General features: G+C 65.2%; 12 protein-coding genes. 6 read left to right on the plus strand and 6 right to left on the minus strand.

The window, feature by feature from the left end:
• Positions 1-20: 20 nt before the first annotated feature.
• Positions 21-2,783: a cyclophane-containing RiPP biosynthesis TPR protein HaaT gene (haaT, locus tag OG607_RS33030; RefSeq protein WP_405731196.1), complete on the minus strand. Its 2,763-nt coding sequence runs from the start codon at positions 2,781-2,783 to the stop codon at positions 21-23.
• Positions 2,784-3,208: 425 nt separating this feature from the next.
• On the opposite strand from haaT, the gene OG607_RS33035 reads away from it, so the two are divergent.
• A complete protein-coding gene (locus OG607_RS33035; protein ID WP_405731198.1) occupies positions 3,209-4,132 on the plus strand; it encodes a phosphorothioated DNA-binding restriction endonuclease in 924 nt (307 codons plus the stop codon).
• A gap of 26 nt (positions 4,133-4,158) precedes the next feature.
• Here the strand turns inward: OG607_RS33035 and OG607_RS33040 are convergent, their stop codons facing one another.
• Complete coding sequence (locus OG607_RS33040; RefSeq protein WP_405731200.1) at positions 4,159-4,443, minus strand: hypothetical protein; 285 nt, start codon at positions 4,441-4,443, stop codon at positions 4,159-4,161.
• A 245-nt stretch (positions 4,444-4,688) separates the two neighbouring features.
• Positions 4,689-5,831, minus strand: a complete 1,143-nt coding sequence (locus OG607_RS33045) for a tyrosine-type recombinase/integrase (RefSeq protein ID WP_405731201.1) — start codon at positions 5,829-5,831, stop codon at positions 4,689-4,691.
• Between the two features lie 463 nt (positions 5,832-6,294).
• Here OG607_RS33045 and OG607_RS33050 point away from each other — a divergent pair, with 463 nt between their 5' ends.
• Positions 6,295-6,600: a helix-turn-helix domain-containing protein gene (locus OG607_RS33050; RefSeq protein ID WP_405731203.1), complete on the plus strand. Its 306-nt coding sequence runs from the start codon at positions 6,295-6,297 to the stop codon at positions 6,598-6,600.
• Between the two features lie 23 nt (positions 6,601-6,623).
• Here OG607_RS33050 and OG607_RS33055 read toward each other — a convergent pair whose 3' ends face one another.
• The 3 genes from OG607_RS33055 to OG607_RS33065 all read right to left on the minus strand — a co-directional run bounded on the left by OG607_RS33055 (position 6,624) and on the right by OG607_RS33065 (position 12,228).
• Positions 6,624-10,889 (minus strand): tetratricopeptide repeat protein, encoded by a 4,266-nt coding sequence (locus tag OG607_RS33055; protein WP_405731205.1) that lies wholly within the window; start codon positions 10,887-10,889, stop codon positions 6,624-6,626.
• Positions 10,890-11,008: 119 nt separating this feature from the next.
• Entirely contained in the window at positions 11,009-11,713 is a 705-nt protein-coding gene (locus OG607_RS33060; protein WP_405731207.1) for a Crp/Fnr family transcriptional regulator, read from the minus strand.
• A 20-nt stretch (positions 11,714-11,733) separates the two neighbouring features.
• Complete coding sequence (locus OG607_RS33065) at positions 11,734-12,228, minus strand: Pycsar system effector family protein (protein WP_405731208.1); 495 nt, start codon at positions 12,226-12,228, stop codon at positions 11,734-11,736.
• Between the two features lie 292 nt (positions 12,229-12,520).
• Between OG607_RS33065 and OG607_RS33070 the strand changes: the two genes are divergently transcribed.
• The 4 genes from OG607_RS33070 to OG607_RS33085 all read left to right on the plus strand — a co-directional run bounded on the left by OG607_RS33070 (position 12,521) and on the right by OG607_RS33085 (position 17,877).
• Positions 12,521-13,312 carry a hypothetical protein gene (locus OG607_RS33070; RefSeq protein ID WP_405731209.1) on the plus strand — a complete coding sequence of 264 codons (792 nt, stop codon included), beginning with the start codon at positions 12,521-12,523 and terminating at the stop codon, positions 13,310-13,312.
• Entirely contained in the window at positions 13,309-15,360 is a 2,052-nt protein-coding gene (locus tag OG607_RS33075; protein ID WP_405731211.1) for a hypothetical protein, read from the plus strand. Before OG607_RS33070 ends, OG607_RS33075 begins: the two co-directional genes overlap by 4 nt.
• Before the next feature lie 209 nt (positions 15,361-15,569).
• The gene (locus tag OG607_RS33080; RefSeq protein WP_405731213.1) at positions 15,570-16,148 is read left to right on the plus strand and encodes a hypothetical protein; all 579 of its coding nucleotides are present in this window, start codon (positions 15,570-15,572) and stop codon (positions 16,146-16,148) included.
• 340 nt (positions 16,149-16,488) lie between these two features.
• Entirely contained in the window at positions 16,489-17,877 is a 1,389-nt protein-coding gene (locus tag OG607_RS33085; protein ID WP_405731214.1) for a nucleotidyl transferase AbiEii/AbiGii toxin family protein, read from the plus strand.
• The last annotated feature ends 8 nt before the right edge of the window (positions 17,878-17,885 follow it).

Genomic DNA, 17,885 nt, shown 5'->3' on the forward strand with positions numbered 1-17,885 from the left:
ACCACGACAAATGCTCCGGCTCATCCGGCCTGCGCCAGTAGCAGCCGCTCGACCTCGGCGGCTGCGCCGGTCACGCCCAGTCGGCCGTAGACGGCAAGCGCTGCGCGGAGCGAGGACACGGCTTGGCTGCGCTCGTCCGCCAGCAGGTCGCAGCGGCCGATGCCCTCCAGAGCGCGCGCTTCCTCCAGGGGACACCCGATCTCCTGCGCGATGTCCAGCGCCTGAGTGAAGCGTGACCGTGCGGCGGTGGGATCCCCGTCGCTGTGCAGCAAGTTGCCCCAGTGGTTCAGGACCTCTGCTTCCGCGCACCGGTCGCCGAGCTGCCGCAGGATCTCCAGGCTCTGCGCGAATGCGTCCGTGGCGCCGGCCGTGTCGCCAGCGCTACCTCGTGCCGCACCCAGTTCGCTCAGCGCGTCTGCCTCGCCGCCGCGGCTGCCGAGGTCTCGGTAGAGCTCGAGCGCCTCCTCCTGGGCGCGGATCGCCTCCGGTGCCTGTCCTGCCAGCCGCTCAAGTGTGCCCAGGTGCCGGATGCTGTTGGCTCGCCCGAACTGGTCGCCGAGCTCGGTGTAGTAGTCGAGTGCCTGGGTGTGGGCTTCGCGCGCGCCGGAGATGTCGCCGGTGAGCCGGCGTACCGTGCCCATCTCGTTGAGGGCGTAGGCCTGGTGAACCCGGTCGTTGAGGTCCCGGTAGATGTCGTACGCCTTGCGATGCCGTTCGGCTGCTCGGTCGTATTGCCCCGTGAGGTAGTGCACGACGCCGAGGTCCCGCAGCGAATTCGCCTCCCCGTAGCGGTCGTTCAGTTCACGGTAGATCGACAAGGCTTCGCTCTGTGTCTCCATCGCCGCGTCGAACCTGCTGGTCTGCCGACGCACCATGCCGAGATCCGCCAGCGCGTTGGCCTGCCCGAGCCGGTCTCCGAGCCCTCGGTAGAGCGCGAGTGCGTCCGTCTGTGCCTGGGCGGCTGCTTCGTTGTCTGCCGTCATGTAGCTGACGATCCCTGCCTGGTTCAGGGCATTGGCCTTGCCGCGCAGGTCACCGACGGCGTCGTAGAGGGTCACTGCTTCGCTCAGTATTTCGGCGGCTTCCGCGTAACAGGCCATGAAGCGACGTACGACTCCCAGCTCGGCGAGCGCATCGGCCAATGCCTGCCGGTCGCCGGTGTGCCGGGCTGCTTCTGCGGCAGCGCGGTGGAGGTCGACAGCTTGATCCCAGGGACCTGCCTGCCGGAGAAAAGGGGCCATGGCCGCGGCGAGACGGATGACCATCGAGTGCATTGCCAGTGAGTCCGCCTGCTCAATGCAGGCCAGCACGTTGGGCCGCTCGTCCTCCAGCCATTCCAGGGCGACGGTGCGTGTCTCCATTGTGGGAATCTCTACGGGCGCCTCGGGCGATGGCGGAGCGCTCATGACCGAGCCGCTACGGACGAGGTGTTTGTTGGCGCTGGCGAGGGCGACCAGGTAGTAGATGCACACGTTCGCCACGGCCTGAGCGTGGTCCATACTGTCCCCCTCGTCGGCGAGACCGCGGGCGTAGTCGCGTAAGAGATCATGAAGCCGGTAGCGGTTCCCTGGGTTTTCATCGATCAGGTGGTCGTCATAGAGGGCATCGAGGTGCCTGCGCGCCTCCGCCAACGTATTCGAGTCAAGCGCGGCTCCGATATATGCGTCAATGTCTGTTCCGGGGAAGAAGCCGAGCCGGCGGAAGAACCGCTGCCTTTCGGACGGAAGATCCGTGTAGGAGAGATCGAACGTTGCTGCCACCGCGCGCTCTCCAGCGCGCATTTCCCCGAGCCGGTCGCGGGCCGCCAGAAGGCGCCCGCGCAGGTCCTCGGGGCTCCAGGTCGGATGGTGCCGCAGTCGGGCGGCGAGAAGTGACACCCCGAGTGGCAGGTAGCCGCAGAGCTGAACCAATTCTTCCAGTACCGTCCTGTCGAAACTTTCGGCTGGCCGTCTGCTGAGCTGTCTGAACAGCGAGATGGCGTGATCGGGTGGTAGGGCTTCGACTGGCAGAACCACCTCTTCGTTTGCCGCAAGACGCTTGCGACTGGTCACCAGGACGAGGCAGTCGGTTCCGCCGGGGAGCAGTGGCTCGAACTGTTGGTAGCTGGCGGCGTTGTCAAGGATGAGCAGCGCTTTCTTGTCGGCCAGCTGGCTCCGCCACAAGGCGGCTCGTGCCTCGGTGACCGCACCGGGGTCGTCCCCGACCGGTATCCGTTGGGTGGGCACTCCCATGGCTGCCAGGAGCGAGGCGAGGGCGTCTGTCGCCTGGACCGGGCTGCGGCCCGGCGTGTGCCCATTCAGGTTCACGAAGAGCTGCCCGTCGGGAAACCGTGCAGAGAGCACATGCCCGGCATGCACCGCGAATGTCGTCTTCCCGACCCCGGGCATCCCGTCGATCACATGCACGGGCAGCGACTCCCCACCGGCCTGCGAGGCTTCCACCGAACGCGTCAACCGCTCAAGTTCCGCGGAGCGGTCGGTGAACGCAGCGGTATCCCGGGGCAGCGAACGCAGGACGAGGGCCGCACCCGGCGGCCCCGATTCATCGTTCGGGCGAACGGCCGGATCCGGGCTGCTGTCGGGTGTCCGGGGCTCTGCCAAGGCGGCGAGCAGTGCTGTCAGACCGACCAGAGCCACTCCCAGCAGGATGAACGACAGCCAGGCGTGGCGCTGCAGCCAGCCAAGCCACGAAGGCCAGTGCGACTGCTCCGACACCGCGTTCGTGACCAGACCCATCAGCATCGTTGTCGCCGCGCCGCCCCCAGCGACAACGGCGACCGCCATGCCCCGCCGCCACCTCATGAGCGCGCCTTCGCTTCGGACGTGGCCTGCCCGGTCCTCGCGGTGCAGACGGGCATCGCCAGCCCCATCTCGGCCACCCGGCCATTGGGACCGTGCCAGTCGCCACAGTCCTCGTGCTGTTCGCCGAGGTTCCAGGGTGGCTGCGCGCGTGCGGGCACGGAGGAGGGGCCGAGACTTGTCACATCACGGCTGTTGGACCGCAACAGCGCACGCGGATCCGACCAGCGCACAAAGAACCCCCCAGGTTGACGACCTGACTACCCAAGCGGATCAGTTGGTATGACGCATGGTCAAGAGCACACTGCTCTACGTCGCCACCCGTGTCGAAGCCTCCCGCGAAATTCAGCCGATCGGGTACCAGGTATCCGGCGTCGTCTCGTTGCCCGTCGGATGGCAGAGTGAACCGGGTGACGGGTGACGAACTGATGAACGCCTTGGCGACGCTGCGGCGCGCGCAGATAGGTAATCGCAGGGCCCCGCACAAGCCGCTGCTCATGCTGTGGTTGTTCGGTCGGCTCGCCGCTTGTGGAAGCACGGCGGTCGCGTACGACGAGGCCGAGGAGCCGGTCAGCCGCCTGATCAACGACTTCGGCCCAGCGGTACTGAGCCGGTCGAGGGCCCGGGAGAGGGCGGCGATGCCGTTCGTGTATCTGGAGCGCGATCTGTGGGAGCTGCGGGGCCGCGATGGCAGCGTCATCGGTCCGGACGTACCAGCGCGTGGGGGGTGGCTGCGCGCGCGGGGTGCGCACGGCCGTCTGCATCCGCGGATCGAGAAGGTGCTGGCCGATCCGGGCACTCTCGCCGCGGCTGCCCGGCTGCTGCTGGACCTGCACTTCACGCCCGGGCTGGAAGCGGCCATCTGTGATGCCGTGGGTCTGGACCTGGCCGATGTGGAGGACGCGGTCTACCGGCCGTCGGCGAAGAAGCGCCGGGCGCGACGGGCCGGGTTCGCGGAGGAGGTCCTTCAGGCCTACGCCTACGCCTGCGCGATGTGCGGATACGACGGAGCTCTCGGCCGACACCCGGTCGGTCTGGAGGCCGCACACGTGCGGTGGCATAGCCAGGACGGACCGGACGATGTGAACAACGGCCTGGCACTGTGCTCCCTGCACCACACGCTCTTCGATCTCGGCGTCCTCGGGCTGATGCCCGATCTGCGGATTCAGGTCTCCCGGCTGTACGTGGCCCGCAGCCCGGCGGGACAGGCCGTCGATGCCCTGCACGGGCAGCTTCTGGCTGCGCCCCGGCCCGGCCGGCCCCTCGTCGATCCCAGGTTCGTGTTCTGGCACGGCCGGCAGGTGTTCAAACGGTCGGCCGCACAGGCCTCGTAGGGCATGTTGTTCTGACGGGTACTGCCCTATTCGGTTGTGCGGCCGTCCTGTGTGACGCGAGTGGCGCGTGAGGTGCTCGAAGGTGCCTTTGCTGGGGCCGAGCTGGGCGGGACTGCTGAAGCTGTGGAGAACTGCTGGCCGATGACCTCGTCGAGGGTGCGGGTGAGGGTGCGGTCCCAGTGTGCGGTGTTGACGCGGGAGAAGGGCGAGCGCGCCAGGACGTCTTGATGCAGCCGGAAGTCCCAGAAGAGTCCCAGAGCGCTCCCAGTAGCGACGACGGCCTTGTGTAGTGCCGGTTCGAGTCCACTCAACTTCTTCTCTCCCGCCTCACGGCTTTAGGGGCGAGAGGGTGAACCGGAAGGGCGTTAGGACCAGGGTGGGCACCTGAACCCACACGACCCTTGGACTGAGCGCATCACTGAAGCGCCGTGGGGTCCCATAGTGGTTAAGACCATGACAGATCGCAGGTGTCGCCGCAGGTGAGTCTACTGCGAACCAATGCTGACCTGCCCTTTCTCCAGTTCCCCCCTCTGTGTGAGGTCGTTCCGATGACCCATCACGTGGAGTGCGTCGCGATCCTTGAGTCTGCGGCAACGGGCTGGACACAGCCCGACGAGCCCCTCGGTCCCGGAAACGTCTCCTCCAGCGATGAGACTCTCGGTGTCTCGACGGGCGTGAAAGCGTTACTGAATACCGTCACCTTCACGCCCTCCACAGCGAGCGGGGGATGCGCGTAGGTGTCCCAGGTCTCGGAGAACTCGGCATGTCGTGAGAGCGCCTGAACGGTCTTCGGATCGTGTCTGCCGGAGGCAGCGAGCGTGGAGGTGTAGAAGTGCTTGAGATCGTGGAACCGGATGCCTTCCGGCAGTCCGGCCAGCTTCACGGCGTTGCGCCACTTCTGGTGGAAGTCGCTGCGCTGGACCGGCCTCCCGAATCGGTTCGTGACGATCAGACCTTCGTCCAGCGGTTCGACGTAACCGGAGGCCCGACGCCGTCGCTCGGTGCGTGGAGAGACTGCCTCCGGTCCGGAAAAGTGTGAGACATGCTCAGCCAGGCGCTCGGTCAGGAAGTGGTCCACGGGCAATGTCGCGAAACTGGCCTTCGTCTTGAGCCTCACCGCCTTGCCGCGCTGCCTCTGCTCCTCGATGTAGAGGTGATCCTCCGTCCACACCACCCCCGTACGTTTCAGCCCGAAGGCTTCGCCCTCGCGCAACCCAGCACAGGCTCCGAGCCATACCAGCATCTCGTATCGCGGTGCGACCATCCGCATTGCCTCAGCGGCTGCGGCGACCTGTTGGGCAGACAGGGCGACCGTGACGCGGTCGTCGATCTCAGGAAGATCGATCCGGGCGACGACATTGGGCGGCAGGGGAACGTCTTCATCCACCATGTAGTTCACGAGGATGCGCCAGGTTTTGAAGATCTGGACTGCGGTGTAGGGCGAGACGCTGGGCTTGTCGATCAGGTAGTCGACGAAGGCCATGGAGTCTCGACGGCGTAGCGTCCGTGCGAGGCGACGCCCGGCGAACGGAACGATGTGGTTGCGGATATGACTCTCGTAGGTGTCTGTCGTATTCGCGTTCTTCTTTCTCTTTCGCTTTCTCGCAATTATCTGTGCTGCGAATGATTCGATGTTCGCGTGGTCTGCGTTGAGATCGTAGTGGGTATTGTCGTGTGAATTAGTGTGCGCGTCAATCAAGTGATCGAGGGCTTCTTGCCATGTTTTGAATGCCGGTCGACACTGTGTGCCGGCAGAATCCGTGTAACGTGCCTGCCAACGGCGTCCTCGCTCGTGATCTGCCGAGGGATACAGGGGGCGCTGCTTGGTGCCGCAGCGGCACGGTGTGTCCCCGCGGTTGGGCTTCGGATACCGCTTGTGCCAACGGTCAAACGGTACGTGTGATGTGCTCACGCATCCTCCATTACGGGGTCGAAGACTCGCTTATCTGTTGCCCCCAACGGGCGCTGCCGTTCATGGGCCTGGCCGAGCGGCATGACGAAGCCGGATGGGTGGCCTCTGTGTTCGCCTCCTGGCGGGTACTTCATTCGCAACATGCGCACCAAGTCGCTGGCCAGTCGCTTGGCCGGATACCTGCCGGCCTGCTCGCCGTGCGCTTGGTCACATTCTCTCCACTACCGACCGTGATTATGCACAGCTGTTCATGGTCCTCGTGCTGTTGCGGCGGTCAAGTCGCCGTGTGTCTGAAAGTCAATCGCTGCCCGATCCGCGGCTGCTGTCCATTGGTATGCAAATCCGCCGACTCAGAGAGGAACGCGGATATAGCTTGGAGCAACTCGCCGAACGCAGCGGATTGAGTTTTCGTGGCCTGATCTACATCGAACACGGCCGACGCAACCCCAGTGTGCTGACCCTCCTGCGCATCGCCTCAGGGCTGGAAGTTTCTCCAGGCCGGCTGTTCGATGACCCTCAGCACGCAACGATCGATGAGGCTGCGTCGGATCAGTGACATTCCCGGCCAAGTCGGGGAGGCTAGCGGCGGCCCCTCCCGCAGCAGTGCTTGAACTTGCGCCCAGTGCGCATCATGCACGGGCAGGGGCTGTTTCTGCCGGGCCGTACGACGGTCAGGGGCACAGTGGCGCCTGCCGCTTGGCCCAAGGCCATGGCACGTAGGAGGTAGGAGGGATCGTCGGCCGTCATTCCCTGCAAATTCCTGCCCAGCACGACGATCAACGACCCCTCCAGCGCCTTCCCGTACCAATGGGGGTAGAAGTTGAGTGGCATGGGGGGCAGGAGCGGGCCGTGGGGGCCGGTGATCGAGAGCCTGTTGTCTTCGAGACGTGCGGCGACACCGCCACCGTCGACGGCTGGGATGTCACGGAAGTCGAGCGGCCGACCGTCCTCCGGCGTGAGCATGCTCTGCAGGTTGGCGAAGCCCGCATCGAGGTAGCTCTTGAGGACGAGGTCTTCGACCGCGCCACCGTTGAGTGAGGCCCATCCGCCATAGCAGTCTGCGATGATCCCTGCTCTGTCCTGTCCGAACAGGATGCACTCGACTTCGGCGCTCTCTCCCGGCTGTTTAAGCACGGGTCCGTTCAGTTGGATCACCCTGGAGAGGACGCAGTGAGGGTGTGCCAGCCGCAGTAGGACGTGGACCATCTGTGGGTGGTGCAGGAAGAGAAGTTCGGCTTCTCCGGTCTCGTCGATCAAGAGATTGCAGGCTGCACAGGTCTGTCGCGAATTTCCGAGGCGGATGATGAGTGGCTTGAGGTCGACCCCGGCCAGTGCCTCCAGTACGACGTCGGAGGCATTGATCTTTCTCATGCTGACGAGAGCGTTCGCGGCACCGCCCTGGGGTTCTGCTCTGACGACGGAGTCCTGGGCAGATCGGTAGACGCGGGTTCGGAGGGCTTCTATGACGCGGTCGTCGATTCGCTGCCCCTCACCCAGCAGCTCCGTGAAGGTGGGCACGCCGGCGTCCAGTGTTGTCTCCTGGTGCAGCACGCCCAGGTGGAGCAGTGCCTCGCTTGCCTTTGACCAATCGCCGAGGTCGTGATGGAGAGCGAAGGCTTGGTGGGCATTCGTGCGGGAGCTGTCGATGTCGCCGAGCTTGTGGCAGGCGCGAGCCAGGTTGAGCAGACATGTGGCGCGCGTCGGTTTATCGTCGAGTTGTTCGCTGAGGGACAAGGCCGTACGGAATTCCGTGGCTGCGTTTTCGTAGTCACCGGAGCTGGCGTGGTGGACACCCATGTTGGAATGAAGGGCAGCCTGAGCGGATCGCATCCCCAACTGCTCGGCCAGTGGGATGAGCTTGGCCATCGCGGCGGCCGCCTGCTCATCCTCGCCGCTGCGGAGTCGGCACACCGCGGCCTGGCTGCGGGCGGTGAGAGCCACGTGAAGGTCCCGCTTCTCTCCGGCAAGCTCGGCGGCTTTGTCGTATTGGTCGAGTGCTTCAGTCCATTCCCCGTTCCGGGCGTGCACGTTGCCCAGAGCCATCCGGCACTGCAGGACCCCCGAGGTGTCGCCGGCACGCTCGCACTGGTCGAGCGCCTTGGTGATGGTGGACATGGCTTCCGAGTGCAGGCCCCGGCGTGAGTAGAGGACGGCCTGCGCACGGAAGGCTCGGGCCTTGGTGGCGGGGGAGGCGTGGTCAGACATCACGGAAACGACGGATTCCAGGGTTTCGGCACCCTCCTGCCATCGCCCCGAGACGATCAGGGCTTCCCCCAGGGCTGCCCTGATCTGGGCCAGGGCGCGTTTCTCTTCAGTGGTCTCCAGATGGCGGGCAGCCTCGGTCAGAAGGCTGACCGCTTGGCCGGTATAACCCAGATGCCAGACGTATTGGGCCCTCTTCTGTAGCGTCTCGGCCAGTACGCCGGGGTTCCCAATCTGTCGAGCCATGTCCAGAGCGTCCGCGAAGTACGCCTCTGCTTCGTCGAGCTGGCCGATGCCTCCGTGGTAGGTAGCTAGGTAGCCAAGTGAACGCGCGGCGTGCTCGTAGTCGCCGATCTGGTACGCCAGGTTGGCGCAGTCCCGGAAGTAGTCGGCAGCCTGCTGGATGTCTGCCCGGTCTGCCGCCCGATCACCGAGCCGGAACAGCGACCGCACCTGGCCTTGAACGTCGCCTGTGTCCCGGTAGATGGCAAGCGCGGCCTCCAGAGGCTGGACGGGCGCCGAGTCCGGGTGCTCCTCGACAGGTGTTTCCGCGAGTTCCGTCAGTGCCTTGGCTTCCCATTCCCGGCTGCCGACGGCACGTGCGCGCTCGATGTCCTGGTAGGCCTCCTGGGCAGCCTCAGCCATCCGGCCCGTGCGGCGTAGCAGCGCAGCGATCGCCCCGCGGTTGGACAAGTCGGCAGGGCTTCCCGCCTGGGACAAGTTCTTGCTGTTGCGGAGGTACTGTTCGGCCCGGCGTAGCTGGCCGATGGCCATGTGCGCCTGGCCGAGATTGCCCAGGGCAGTGGCCAGAGCATGGCGATCGTCGATGATTCGCCAGAACGGTAGTCCACGGCGCAGGAACGGGATGGCGTCCCGGGCGCGTCCGAGGTTGATGAGCAGTGTGCCCAGTGCCAGCTGCGCCAGGAACATCTGGTGCGGATTGCTGGCCTCGTGCGCTGTCTTGGCACTGTGCTGCAACAGGTCGGTGGCACGCTGGCTGTCTCCGAGATGGCTGGCAGCCGTGGCCAGGTTGTGCTGAGCTGTCGCCGTCCAATCGGGCTTGCTGGCGCGGGTGCCAGCTTCGAACACGCACTGGTAGACGCGTTCCAGATCGGTCCAGTGGCTCCCGTGCCACAGAAAGGCCGTGAGCTCCGAAGCGAGGAGAACCAGCGGTTCCCACACCTCGTGCTGCCGGGCCATTTCGGTGATGGCAACGGCTCCTGGGCGGTCCGCGTTCAGAGTGCGCAGGGCGTCCGCATTGCCCTGCGCAGGAACCGTTGCTTCCTTGTCCATGAAACCGATCGACTCGGTCGAGGACCGTGCCCGGACGGCCAGCATGAGGCATGTCTGGCGGATAATGGCTTCGCGGCGCTCCGTTGAGGTGGAGGCTGACTTGAGGCGGGCAAAGCGATGCAGGATCTCATGCAGGACAAACCGATCCTCGTCTATCTGCTCGATGAGGCTGAGTTCGAACAGCGAGTCCAACAGGTCCGTCACCGCGTCGATGCGGTCGTCATCGAGTTCCTCCAATGAGGCGGCTGCGGCGGCAGCTATGACGTCCGTGGTGAGTGACATGTGGGGCAGGGCGCCGAGCGTGGTGAACAGGGCCGCTTGTTCAGGACCGAGGGCGTCGAAGCTTCGTTCGAGTACGGGTTCCAGGGTGGTCTGACCGGCCTTGAGGGCCCGCACCCCGCGATCAGGGCTGGTGATGTCGTTGAGGTAGCGGTCGACACTGATCTTGGAGCGGCGTGCCAAGTGAGCGGCTGCGATATGCAGGGCGAGCGGATGTCCGGCACACGCTTCGGCCAGGGAGGACACTTGCGCGTCAGTAAGTCGGTTGGGGCCAGCAACGTCTCGTACCAGTTCTTCGCTGTGCTGCGCGGGTAACGGTTCGAGTTCGATGAGGCGAACCAGGCCGGTGAGCCCGCTGAGCTTTGCGCGACTCGTGCACACGAGGGCGAAGGGCCCCTCCATGCGTAGGACTTCGAGGAGCGCTTCTTCCGAGGCGACGTCGTCAACGAGCAGCAGCACTCTGCGGTGGGACAGCGTCCTGCGCAGCAGCGCCAGTTGCTGTGCACGTCTTTCAGGAAGCGGGTCACCTCCGGAATGCAGCGTGTGCAGGAGCCCCAGCACCAGATCGGCGGAGTTCCCCTCGCTGGTAGACAGGGCGAGATCGATGTGGAACTGTCCGTCCGGGTAGGCGTCTGCGGCGAGCTTCGACAACCGCAGGGCGAGGGCGCTCTTGCCGATGCCTGGCGGCCCGGTCACCACGACCGCCGACATGCCGTCACCAACCGGCTCTCCCAGCAGCCTGCAGCCTTCGGCGATCTCGGCCTCGCGCCCAAGCAGATGACGCAGTTCTCTGGGGAGACACGGGATTGCCTGAGCTCTGCTTCGCGGCGGGTGGAACCTGCCGTCCTCGCTTGCTGGAAGGGCAGGACTGGTGTCGGTGAAGGGTACCGGGAAGACTCGGTCGCAGCTCAGGTGCAGGTTGTAAGCCTGGATGCCCTGCTCCCCGGAGTGCCTGAAGTTCACCGTGCTGGCTTGCGGCTGCCCGTTCGGCTCGCCGTCCTCCGGCTGAGGCCGCGCTTGTGCGGGCTCGTGCGGCTTAGCCGGCTCCGTCGGCGGCGAGTTGGGCTCCATGGTGTGCCGCTCCTCTCATCAAATGACGTGTGTTTCGCCGCGTATCACGGCGAACGCCACCCTCGTAGAGAGGCAGGGACGACATAGTCCAGCCTTGGACGGTACGCGCGTGCGGCGGGTCACATCGCGGGTGTGCCGTTCTTGCAGCCGATGCCGTTGGGGATCTGTTCGCCCCGGGCGACGGCCCTGAGGCTGGCCACGTCTTTGATGATCAGGCGTCGACGACCGAGTGCGAGGATGCCGGCCGACTGAAGCTCGCTGAGAGCCGCAAGTGCTGACGATCGGCTCATGGACGCCATGGTGGCCAGCTCCGTCCGGGCCATGCCCAACTCCACGAGCAGGCCGGTCGGTCCCTGGGGGTGGCCGACTTCGTCCGCGATGTGGCTCACTACTCGGGCCACGCGTCCTGCAGGGGGCAGGTGCAGTAGGTCTGCTCGCAGGCGTTCATGGCTGTTCAATCGTTCCACGGTCAGCTGGTAGATGACCGTCCCCAGGCTATGACGCTCCACGTAGCCCCGGAAGGCATGAGAAGGCAGCACTACTGTGGTGCAGCGGTGCACTGCTGTGACGGTGGCTGAGCGTGGACGACCGAGTAAGGCGCCCATTTCCCCGAGGATTTCGCCCGGTCCACGCAGCATCAGAGTCAGCTCGTCTCCGCACTCACTGCTCTGCACGACCTTTACCAGGCCATCGATCAGTGCGATCACGCAGTCGGGCGACTCGCCCTGGGCGAGTAGCACGGATTTGCAGGGGTAGATCCGTCGACGTCCGCGGTCGATCAAGTCACGCCATACGTCGGTGGATGCCAGGGGGCGGAAGTTCATCGCGGTGCCCTCCGGGTGTGTCATCCGACGACGGTTGCCAAGCCGAATGCGGCACATCCTGCGACAGCCAACATCAGCGACCACTGCACTCGGCGGTGTTTGTTCCAGGCGATCTCGCTCATCACCACCACCTGCCGGGACAACGACGGTAATGGGTCCTTGTCCCGAAGCGCTGCTTCCAGGACCGCCGGGTCCAAGTGCCGAACATGCCCAAAATACAGGAAATCGTCGTCGCTCTCCGGCCCTCGCCGCTCCTTGCGGAGGTTGGGCGAGATTGCCCAGGCCGCGCAGCTCACGCCGCCCACCATGAGGAGGACACCCATCCACAACAACATCTGCGGCACGGTGTCGTCGAGATCACCAGCCGCTCGCCTGGAACTCGCCAGCAGACCCAAAACAGCCAACGCCGTCGACTGCATCGTCAGAGCAAACGACGCCTTCGAATCAGCCTTGGCTGTCCAATCCGCAACAGCTGCCTGAATCCGCCAGGCAGTCTCCGTCGGCTCAACCGCCATCAAGCCATCCCCCTAGCTGTCATCCAGGCGTTCACTCGCCGGCCCCGGGCTGAAGTCTGGGCAGAACAACCAGGCGGAAAACCCACTTATGGCATTTTGGCCGAGAACGGACACTCCCTCCCTGCCCTGCCATGAGGTCCCGGCGGCATCGGCAGCAAGGACGACACCACCCGCGGTGTGACTCACCGCACGCCCGTACCGTCCAACGCTGGACTATTTCGTCCCTGCCTCTCTACGAGGGTGGCGTTCGCCGTGATCCGCGGCGAAACACACGCGACGAGAGGAGTGGCACGTGCTGCCGTCATGGGAGCCGTTGTGGCCCTATCGGGCCGTCCTGGCCGTGGATGCCCGGAACTTCAGTGCGCTGGACAGCAAGGGTATGCAGCAGGTGAACGCCGATATCCCGCCGTTGCTGGCGCACGCACTCAGCGCCAGCAACGTGAGTGCTCACTGGGAGCGGCGCATGTTCGGCCAGCACAGCGGCGACGGCTACGTCGCCGGTGTGGACCCGGAAGTCCTGCCCGCACTGGTCGGCTGTTTCCCCGATGCCCTTCGGGCAGCTCTCGCCCGCCGACGTGCCGAAACCCCGGCAGGCCCGCCCCTGCAACTGCGGGTCAGCATTCACGTCGGCCCACTGCCGACCAGCGGACTGGGCGTGCCGATGGTGCACACCCACAGACTCCTGGACGACGACGCGCTGCGGGCCGTGCTGAACCGCGCGAACCCGGAGATCACCAACACCGTGGTGATCATCTCGCAGCGTGTGTACGAGGACGTCTTCGAAAGCGGCTGCGTCAACGGCGACGTACTGCCGAGCCAGTTCACCCGGCACCTGGCGAAGGTGAAGAAATTCCAGCAGCCTGCCTGGATCCACATCCCCGGGTTTGACTGGAGGCTCGCGGACCCGGACATCTTCGAACCGGTCGACGCCACGGACACGGTCACTGAGCATCCGAAGGCCCCTGCGCCCGGAACATCACCTCAGGCGGACTCCTCGACCCCCGGCGCGGTGAGCTTCAACCACCACGGCGAGCACGGCATCCAGGCCTACAACCACTTCGGTGCTGGACGGGGGCAGCAGTGATCGACCACGAGCAAGCCGGACAGGACCGAACGGAGCCCACCTCACCATCGACGCAGCTCACCGAGCCCCACGGGCCCGCAGGCTCGCCTCTACCGCCAGCGGGCGAGCCGAACGGCCAGCGGCCCCCCGACTCGGTGAACTTCAGTCACTACGGCGAGCAAGGCATCCAGGCCTACAACCTGCACCTCAACGGCGATCAAGCCATCCCCACCCCCATCACCGAGACCGACGCCGCCTACAAGGCAAGCCAGGACGGCCGGTTTGTCCCGCCCCGCAACACGGACCAGTGGGCAGCCGCTGCTAAACAGCTGGACGAATACGGAATCCTCGTGCTCTGCGCAGCCCTGGGCACCGGCCGGAGAACGGCGGCCGTACGCCTGCTGCGTACGGTCAGAAACAGTTCGCCGGCCATCTTCGATCTCGACCCGGAATGGTCCAAGCCCTCGGTCCGCCCGCTGCCGAAAGAGGCAGCGACCGGATACATTCTCGATCTCTCCGACCTCCCGGAGCAGCCCAGCGAACGGCTGGGCACCGACCTGGCCCGCCACGGGGAGGAACTGCGCAAGAAAGACTCCTTCCTCGTCATCCTGGCCACGCCCGCTGACTGGTACGGCCACTGGGCCGAACCCACGCTGCCTTTCACTGTCCGGCTGGAATCTCCTGAGGCGAGGGCCCTCGTCGCGGCGGAACTCCAGGCGCACCATCGTGGCGAACGTGTGGCTTGGTTGGACGGGAAAGAGTTTGCTGACATCTGGAAGGCCAACCCGTCCGCCCGCGCGGCGTGGCGCCTGGCCGACCGTCTCATCCAGACATCCGGCGCCGAGCAGATCCAGGAGATCGTCGATGAGTTCGGCGACTGGCACACGGAAGTCGAGAACCTGCTCAGCAAGGATCGGGCGAGGGGGAACGACTCGCAGCTGCTGTCCACCCGGGTCACGGTCTGGGCCGGCGCCCTCCTGGACGGAGGACAGCGCAGCTCCGTCATCAGGGCAGCCGATGACCTCCTGACCCGACTCGGCCTCGAACGCAAACCCGCCAACGTCCTGACCGACGCCACCACATCGAGCCGACTGGACGCCGCGGAAATCGCCTGCAACGGGGACCGGGCGTTCCACGACACGACGAAGGAAGGCTTGCCCGCAGCCATCCTGCGTCACCTGTGGGACGAGTTCCCCACCCAGCACGAACTTCTGCGCAGGTGGGCCATCGGCATCGCCGCAGACCGGACCGTCCCGGAAGAGGACGCCCGCTTGGTCACCACTGCGCTGTTGAAGCTGGCGGTGCACCGCCACGACCGGGCCATCCTCGACGGGCTGGCGAGTGACCTCAAAGGCCCTCGACGGATCCTGGCCGTGGAAACCCTGACTGAAGCAGCCGGGGATGCCGAGTTCGGCCGCTATGTCAGGGATCGCCTGCGCCAGTGGATGGATGCCAAGACCCCTTCGGACAACAAAGTGGAACTCGTCATCGAGATCTGCGGCGGCACCTGGGGAATCCATCAGCCAGCCCTCGCGCTGACACGGCTCGGCAAGGCGGCAGGCCACAAGGAGTTCGGATCCGCGACCGTTATCCACGCCTTCCGGCAGCTCACCCTGCGACGGCCGGAAGCGGTGCGCAAGGCCGTCGACCAATGGCTCAGCGACGCTGAAAACCGCCACGACGACGAGACCCTGCGCCGCCAGACTCTGGGAGCCTTTCTAGCCCTCGTCTCCAGCGACGAGGGAACAGACCTGATCCTGGACGACACACACGACCCCGAGGCCCGGCTGCGCATCATCCACGCATGGCAGAAGCTGCTTTCCACCGACGACGCCGTGGAGGCGGTCGTCACGCAACTGTCGCGATGGCATGAGCGATTCCAAGAGGACCCCGACCGCCGGGAAGCCGTAGTGGACGCACTCGCCGACATCTTCACCCCACCCAGCCTCCGCTCGAGTCTCGACCGGCTCATGGTGACCGAACAATCGGCTATCCACCCGTTCTGGCGGGAGGTCCTGGTGCAGGCCGCCAACCGCTACCAGGCGTCCAAGGAGGCATCGGCCTCTTGACGATCGATGGACCCGGCCCGTTGTGGAGCCGTCGGCGCAGTCGGATCCGGGCCCAGTGGCCCACACGTCTACCCGGAATCCGATTCTGCGCCCGCGGCACACTCACCTACCGGGCACACGCCCACGTCAAGGCCGGTGGCACAGCCGCCGCCCGAGCCGCCGCACGACTTGCCCTGGACGAACTCGGCCGCGGCATCACCCAGCTTCACATGCCCGAACAGCTCAACACCGCACAGGAACGCCTCACGCTCGCCGCAGCTTGCTGGCACAACGCTGAAGACACCCCTGGCCTCTGGCTGAAGGCACGCATCACCCTGATGCTCACCGAGCAAGACGCGGACCGAGCCCAGAGATACCAAGACGCCTTACGCGAGGTGACGCTACAGATCGCGCAGGAGCACGAACGCCGAGAACGATTCAGGCAGGCGGTCTTCGACAAGCCGGACGCCACGCGCATCTGGTGGCTCGACCGCCACCTGGACGATCTGGAATCCCTCAACTGGGACGTCTTCAAGGAAAAGATCCTTCCGCTGGTCGGCGCGGCTGACGACATACAGTCCAAGGCCGAACGCATGGCCCAAACCCTCCTGTACTTCTGGGAGAAACTCGGCAACGACCCGGGACAGCACGCACGTTTCGCCACCACCGCGCGCACCGTCCTGGAACAGATGGGATGGGGCGATGCTCCCTGGCCAGCATCGGATGAGTCAGCAGTAACTGGCTCGCCCGAAAGCGATGCCGGCGAGGCAGAGTTCGATTCAGCCGCTGAGACGGCTGCAGTTCGATGAGGCTCACTGCCTTGCGCTGGCTGCTCGACCCGGCAACCAGCCTCTTAGCCCTGCGGTTACGTGCTCAAGAACCCCGACGCATGTCCTACGACGCGGCGTGGCGGCTGGCTCGGGTGACACGCCATCCCGACGAAATGGTGTACCGCCACCACGGACACCTCGCCGAAGACTCCCACGACGAACCCCGGTGAGCAGATGAGATCGAAGCAGCACACGCGGGAGCGGTTATCCGAAGCGGAATCCAGAACGTCTCGGGCCGGATGTGACCGCCTCAAGGACCGGCGCACGTCCGACTGCCGCTGCCGCGGCGTGCCAGCGTCCGGTAGAGATCGGAAACGGTATGACGCCCAACTCCGCTGTCGGCGACAATGGTCGGGTGATCAGCCGCGAAGAGATCGACGAGATGGCAGCCACGCTTGGCGTCCACGTCTCCAATGTCCAACGAGACTATGTCTTCGGCTGGTTGCTGGCCGGGTTGTACGGCGATAGCCCCTTTGCCGACCGTCTTGTACTCAAGGGTGGCAACGCATTTCGCAAGGCCTATTTCGGTGCGACCCGCTACTCCGACGACTTGGACTTCATAGCGCCCGAGGCCGTGAACGCCGATCAGCTCATGGCTGGGCTGAACGACGTCTGCCGCTTTATCCAGGCGCGGACCGGCATCGTATTCGACACCTCAGGGAACCGCCAGGTTGGCGAGCAGGCCATCGACAAGACGAAGACTGTCTACAAGTACAAGCTCTACTTCACGGACTTCTACGGTGCCCGCCGCAACGTGACCATCAGCCTGCGCATGGACGTCACGGAGTTCGGCCGCCTCTACCTGCCGCCGCAGCGCCGTCGGCTCATCCATCCGTACAGCGACCGAGACGACTGCGCGGCCGACGTCCTCGCGGTCAGTCTGGAGGAGGGCCTCGCGGACAAGCTCAAGTGTCTGCTGCAGCGCAGGTCATCCTTCGACCTGTTCGACCTCGTGTACTCCATCTTCGTCAACAACGAGATCGACGTAGACAAGCGGGCCGTTGTCGCCACGTTCTTGAAGAAGACCATCTTCGAGTCAAGCCCCACGGCTGCCCTGTCGTTGCTGTTGGCTGTGCCGTTCGACGCGATGCGCCACTTCTGGGAGAATAAGATCATCTGCGTTGCGGATAGCTTGCTGGACTTCCCTACGGCAGTCGCACGGTTCAAGGACGAGCTCGGCTCACTGTTTTCCACCTTCCGCTACGGCGAGCGCGGACACCTTGCCTTCTTTCCTGCCGAGCTGCGCACTCCCATCATGGAGGCCGGAGCCAACCGCACACTGCTTCGCCTGACGTACAGCGGTACTGCGCGGATGGTAGAGCCGTACTCACTGCGCTTCATACGCCGCAAGGACGGTGTGGCCCAGGAATACCTTTACGTGTACGACCTGACCGGCGGCCGCTCCGGACCCGGCATCAAAGCACTGCTCAACTACAAGGTCGATGGCCTGGAAGCCACCGAGGAGAAGTTCGAGCCCCGCTACGAGGTCGAACTGGCCAAAGCTGGAGAGTTCGCCGACCGCACGACCTTCGGCAGTGGCTTCCGTGCGCGTCCCCGGGCGAGGCGCACTCCCACAAGCCCCCGCTACCGCGTTCAGTGCGCCTATTGTCACAAGGTCTTCGATCGAACTACCCCGTCTACCACCCTCAATCCGCACAAGAACCCTTACGGCAGCCCCTGCGCAGGTCGCAGTGGTTTCCGCGTTTGACCGCGAGT

Source organism: Streptomyces sp. NBC_01537 (assembly GCF_045040445.1).
In the GTDB taxonomy this organism is placed as follows: Bacteria; Actinomycetota; Actinomycetes; order Streptomycetales; family Streptomycetaceae; genus Actinacidiphila.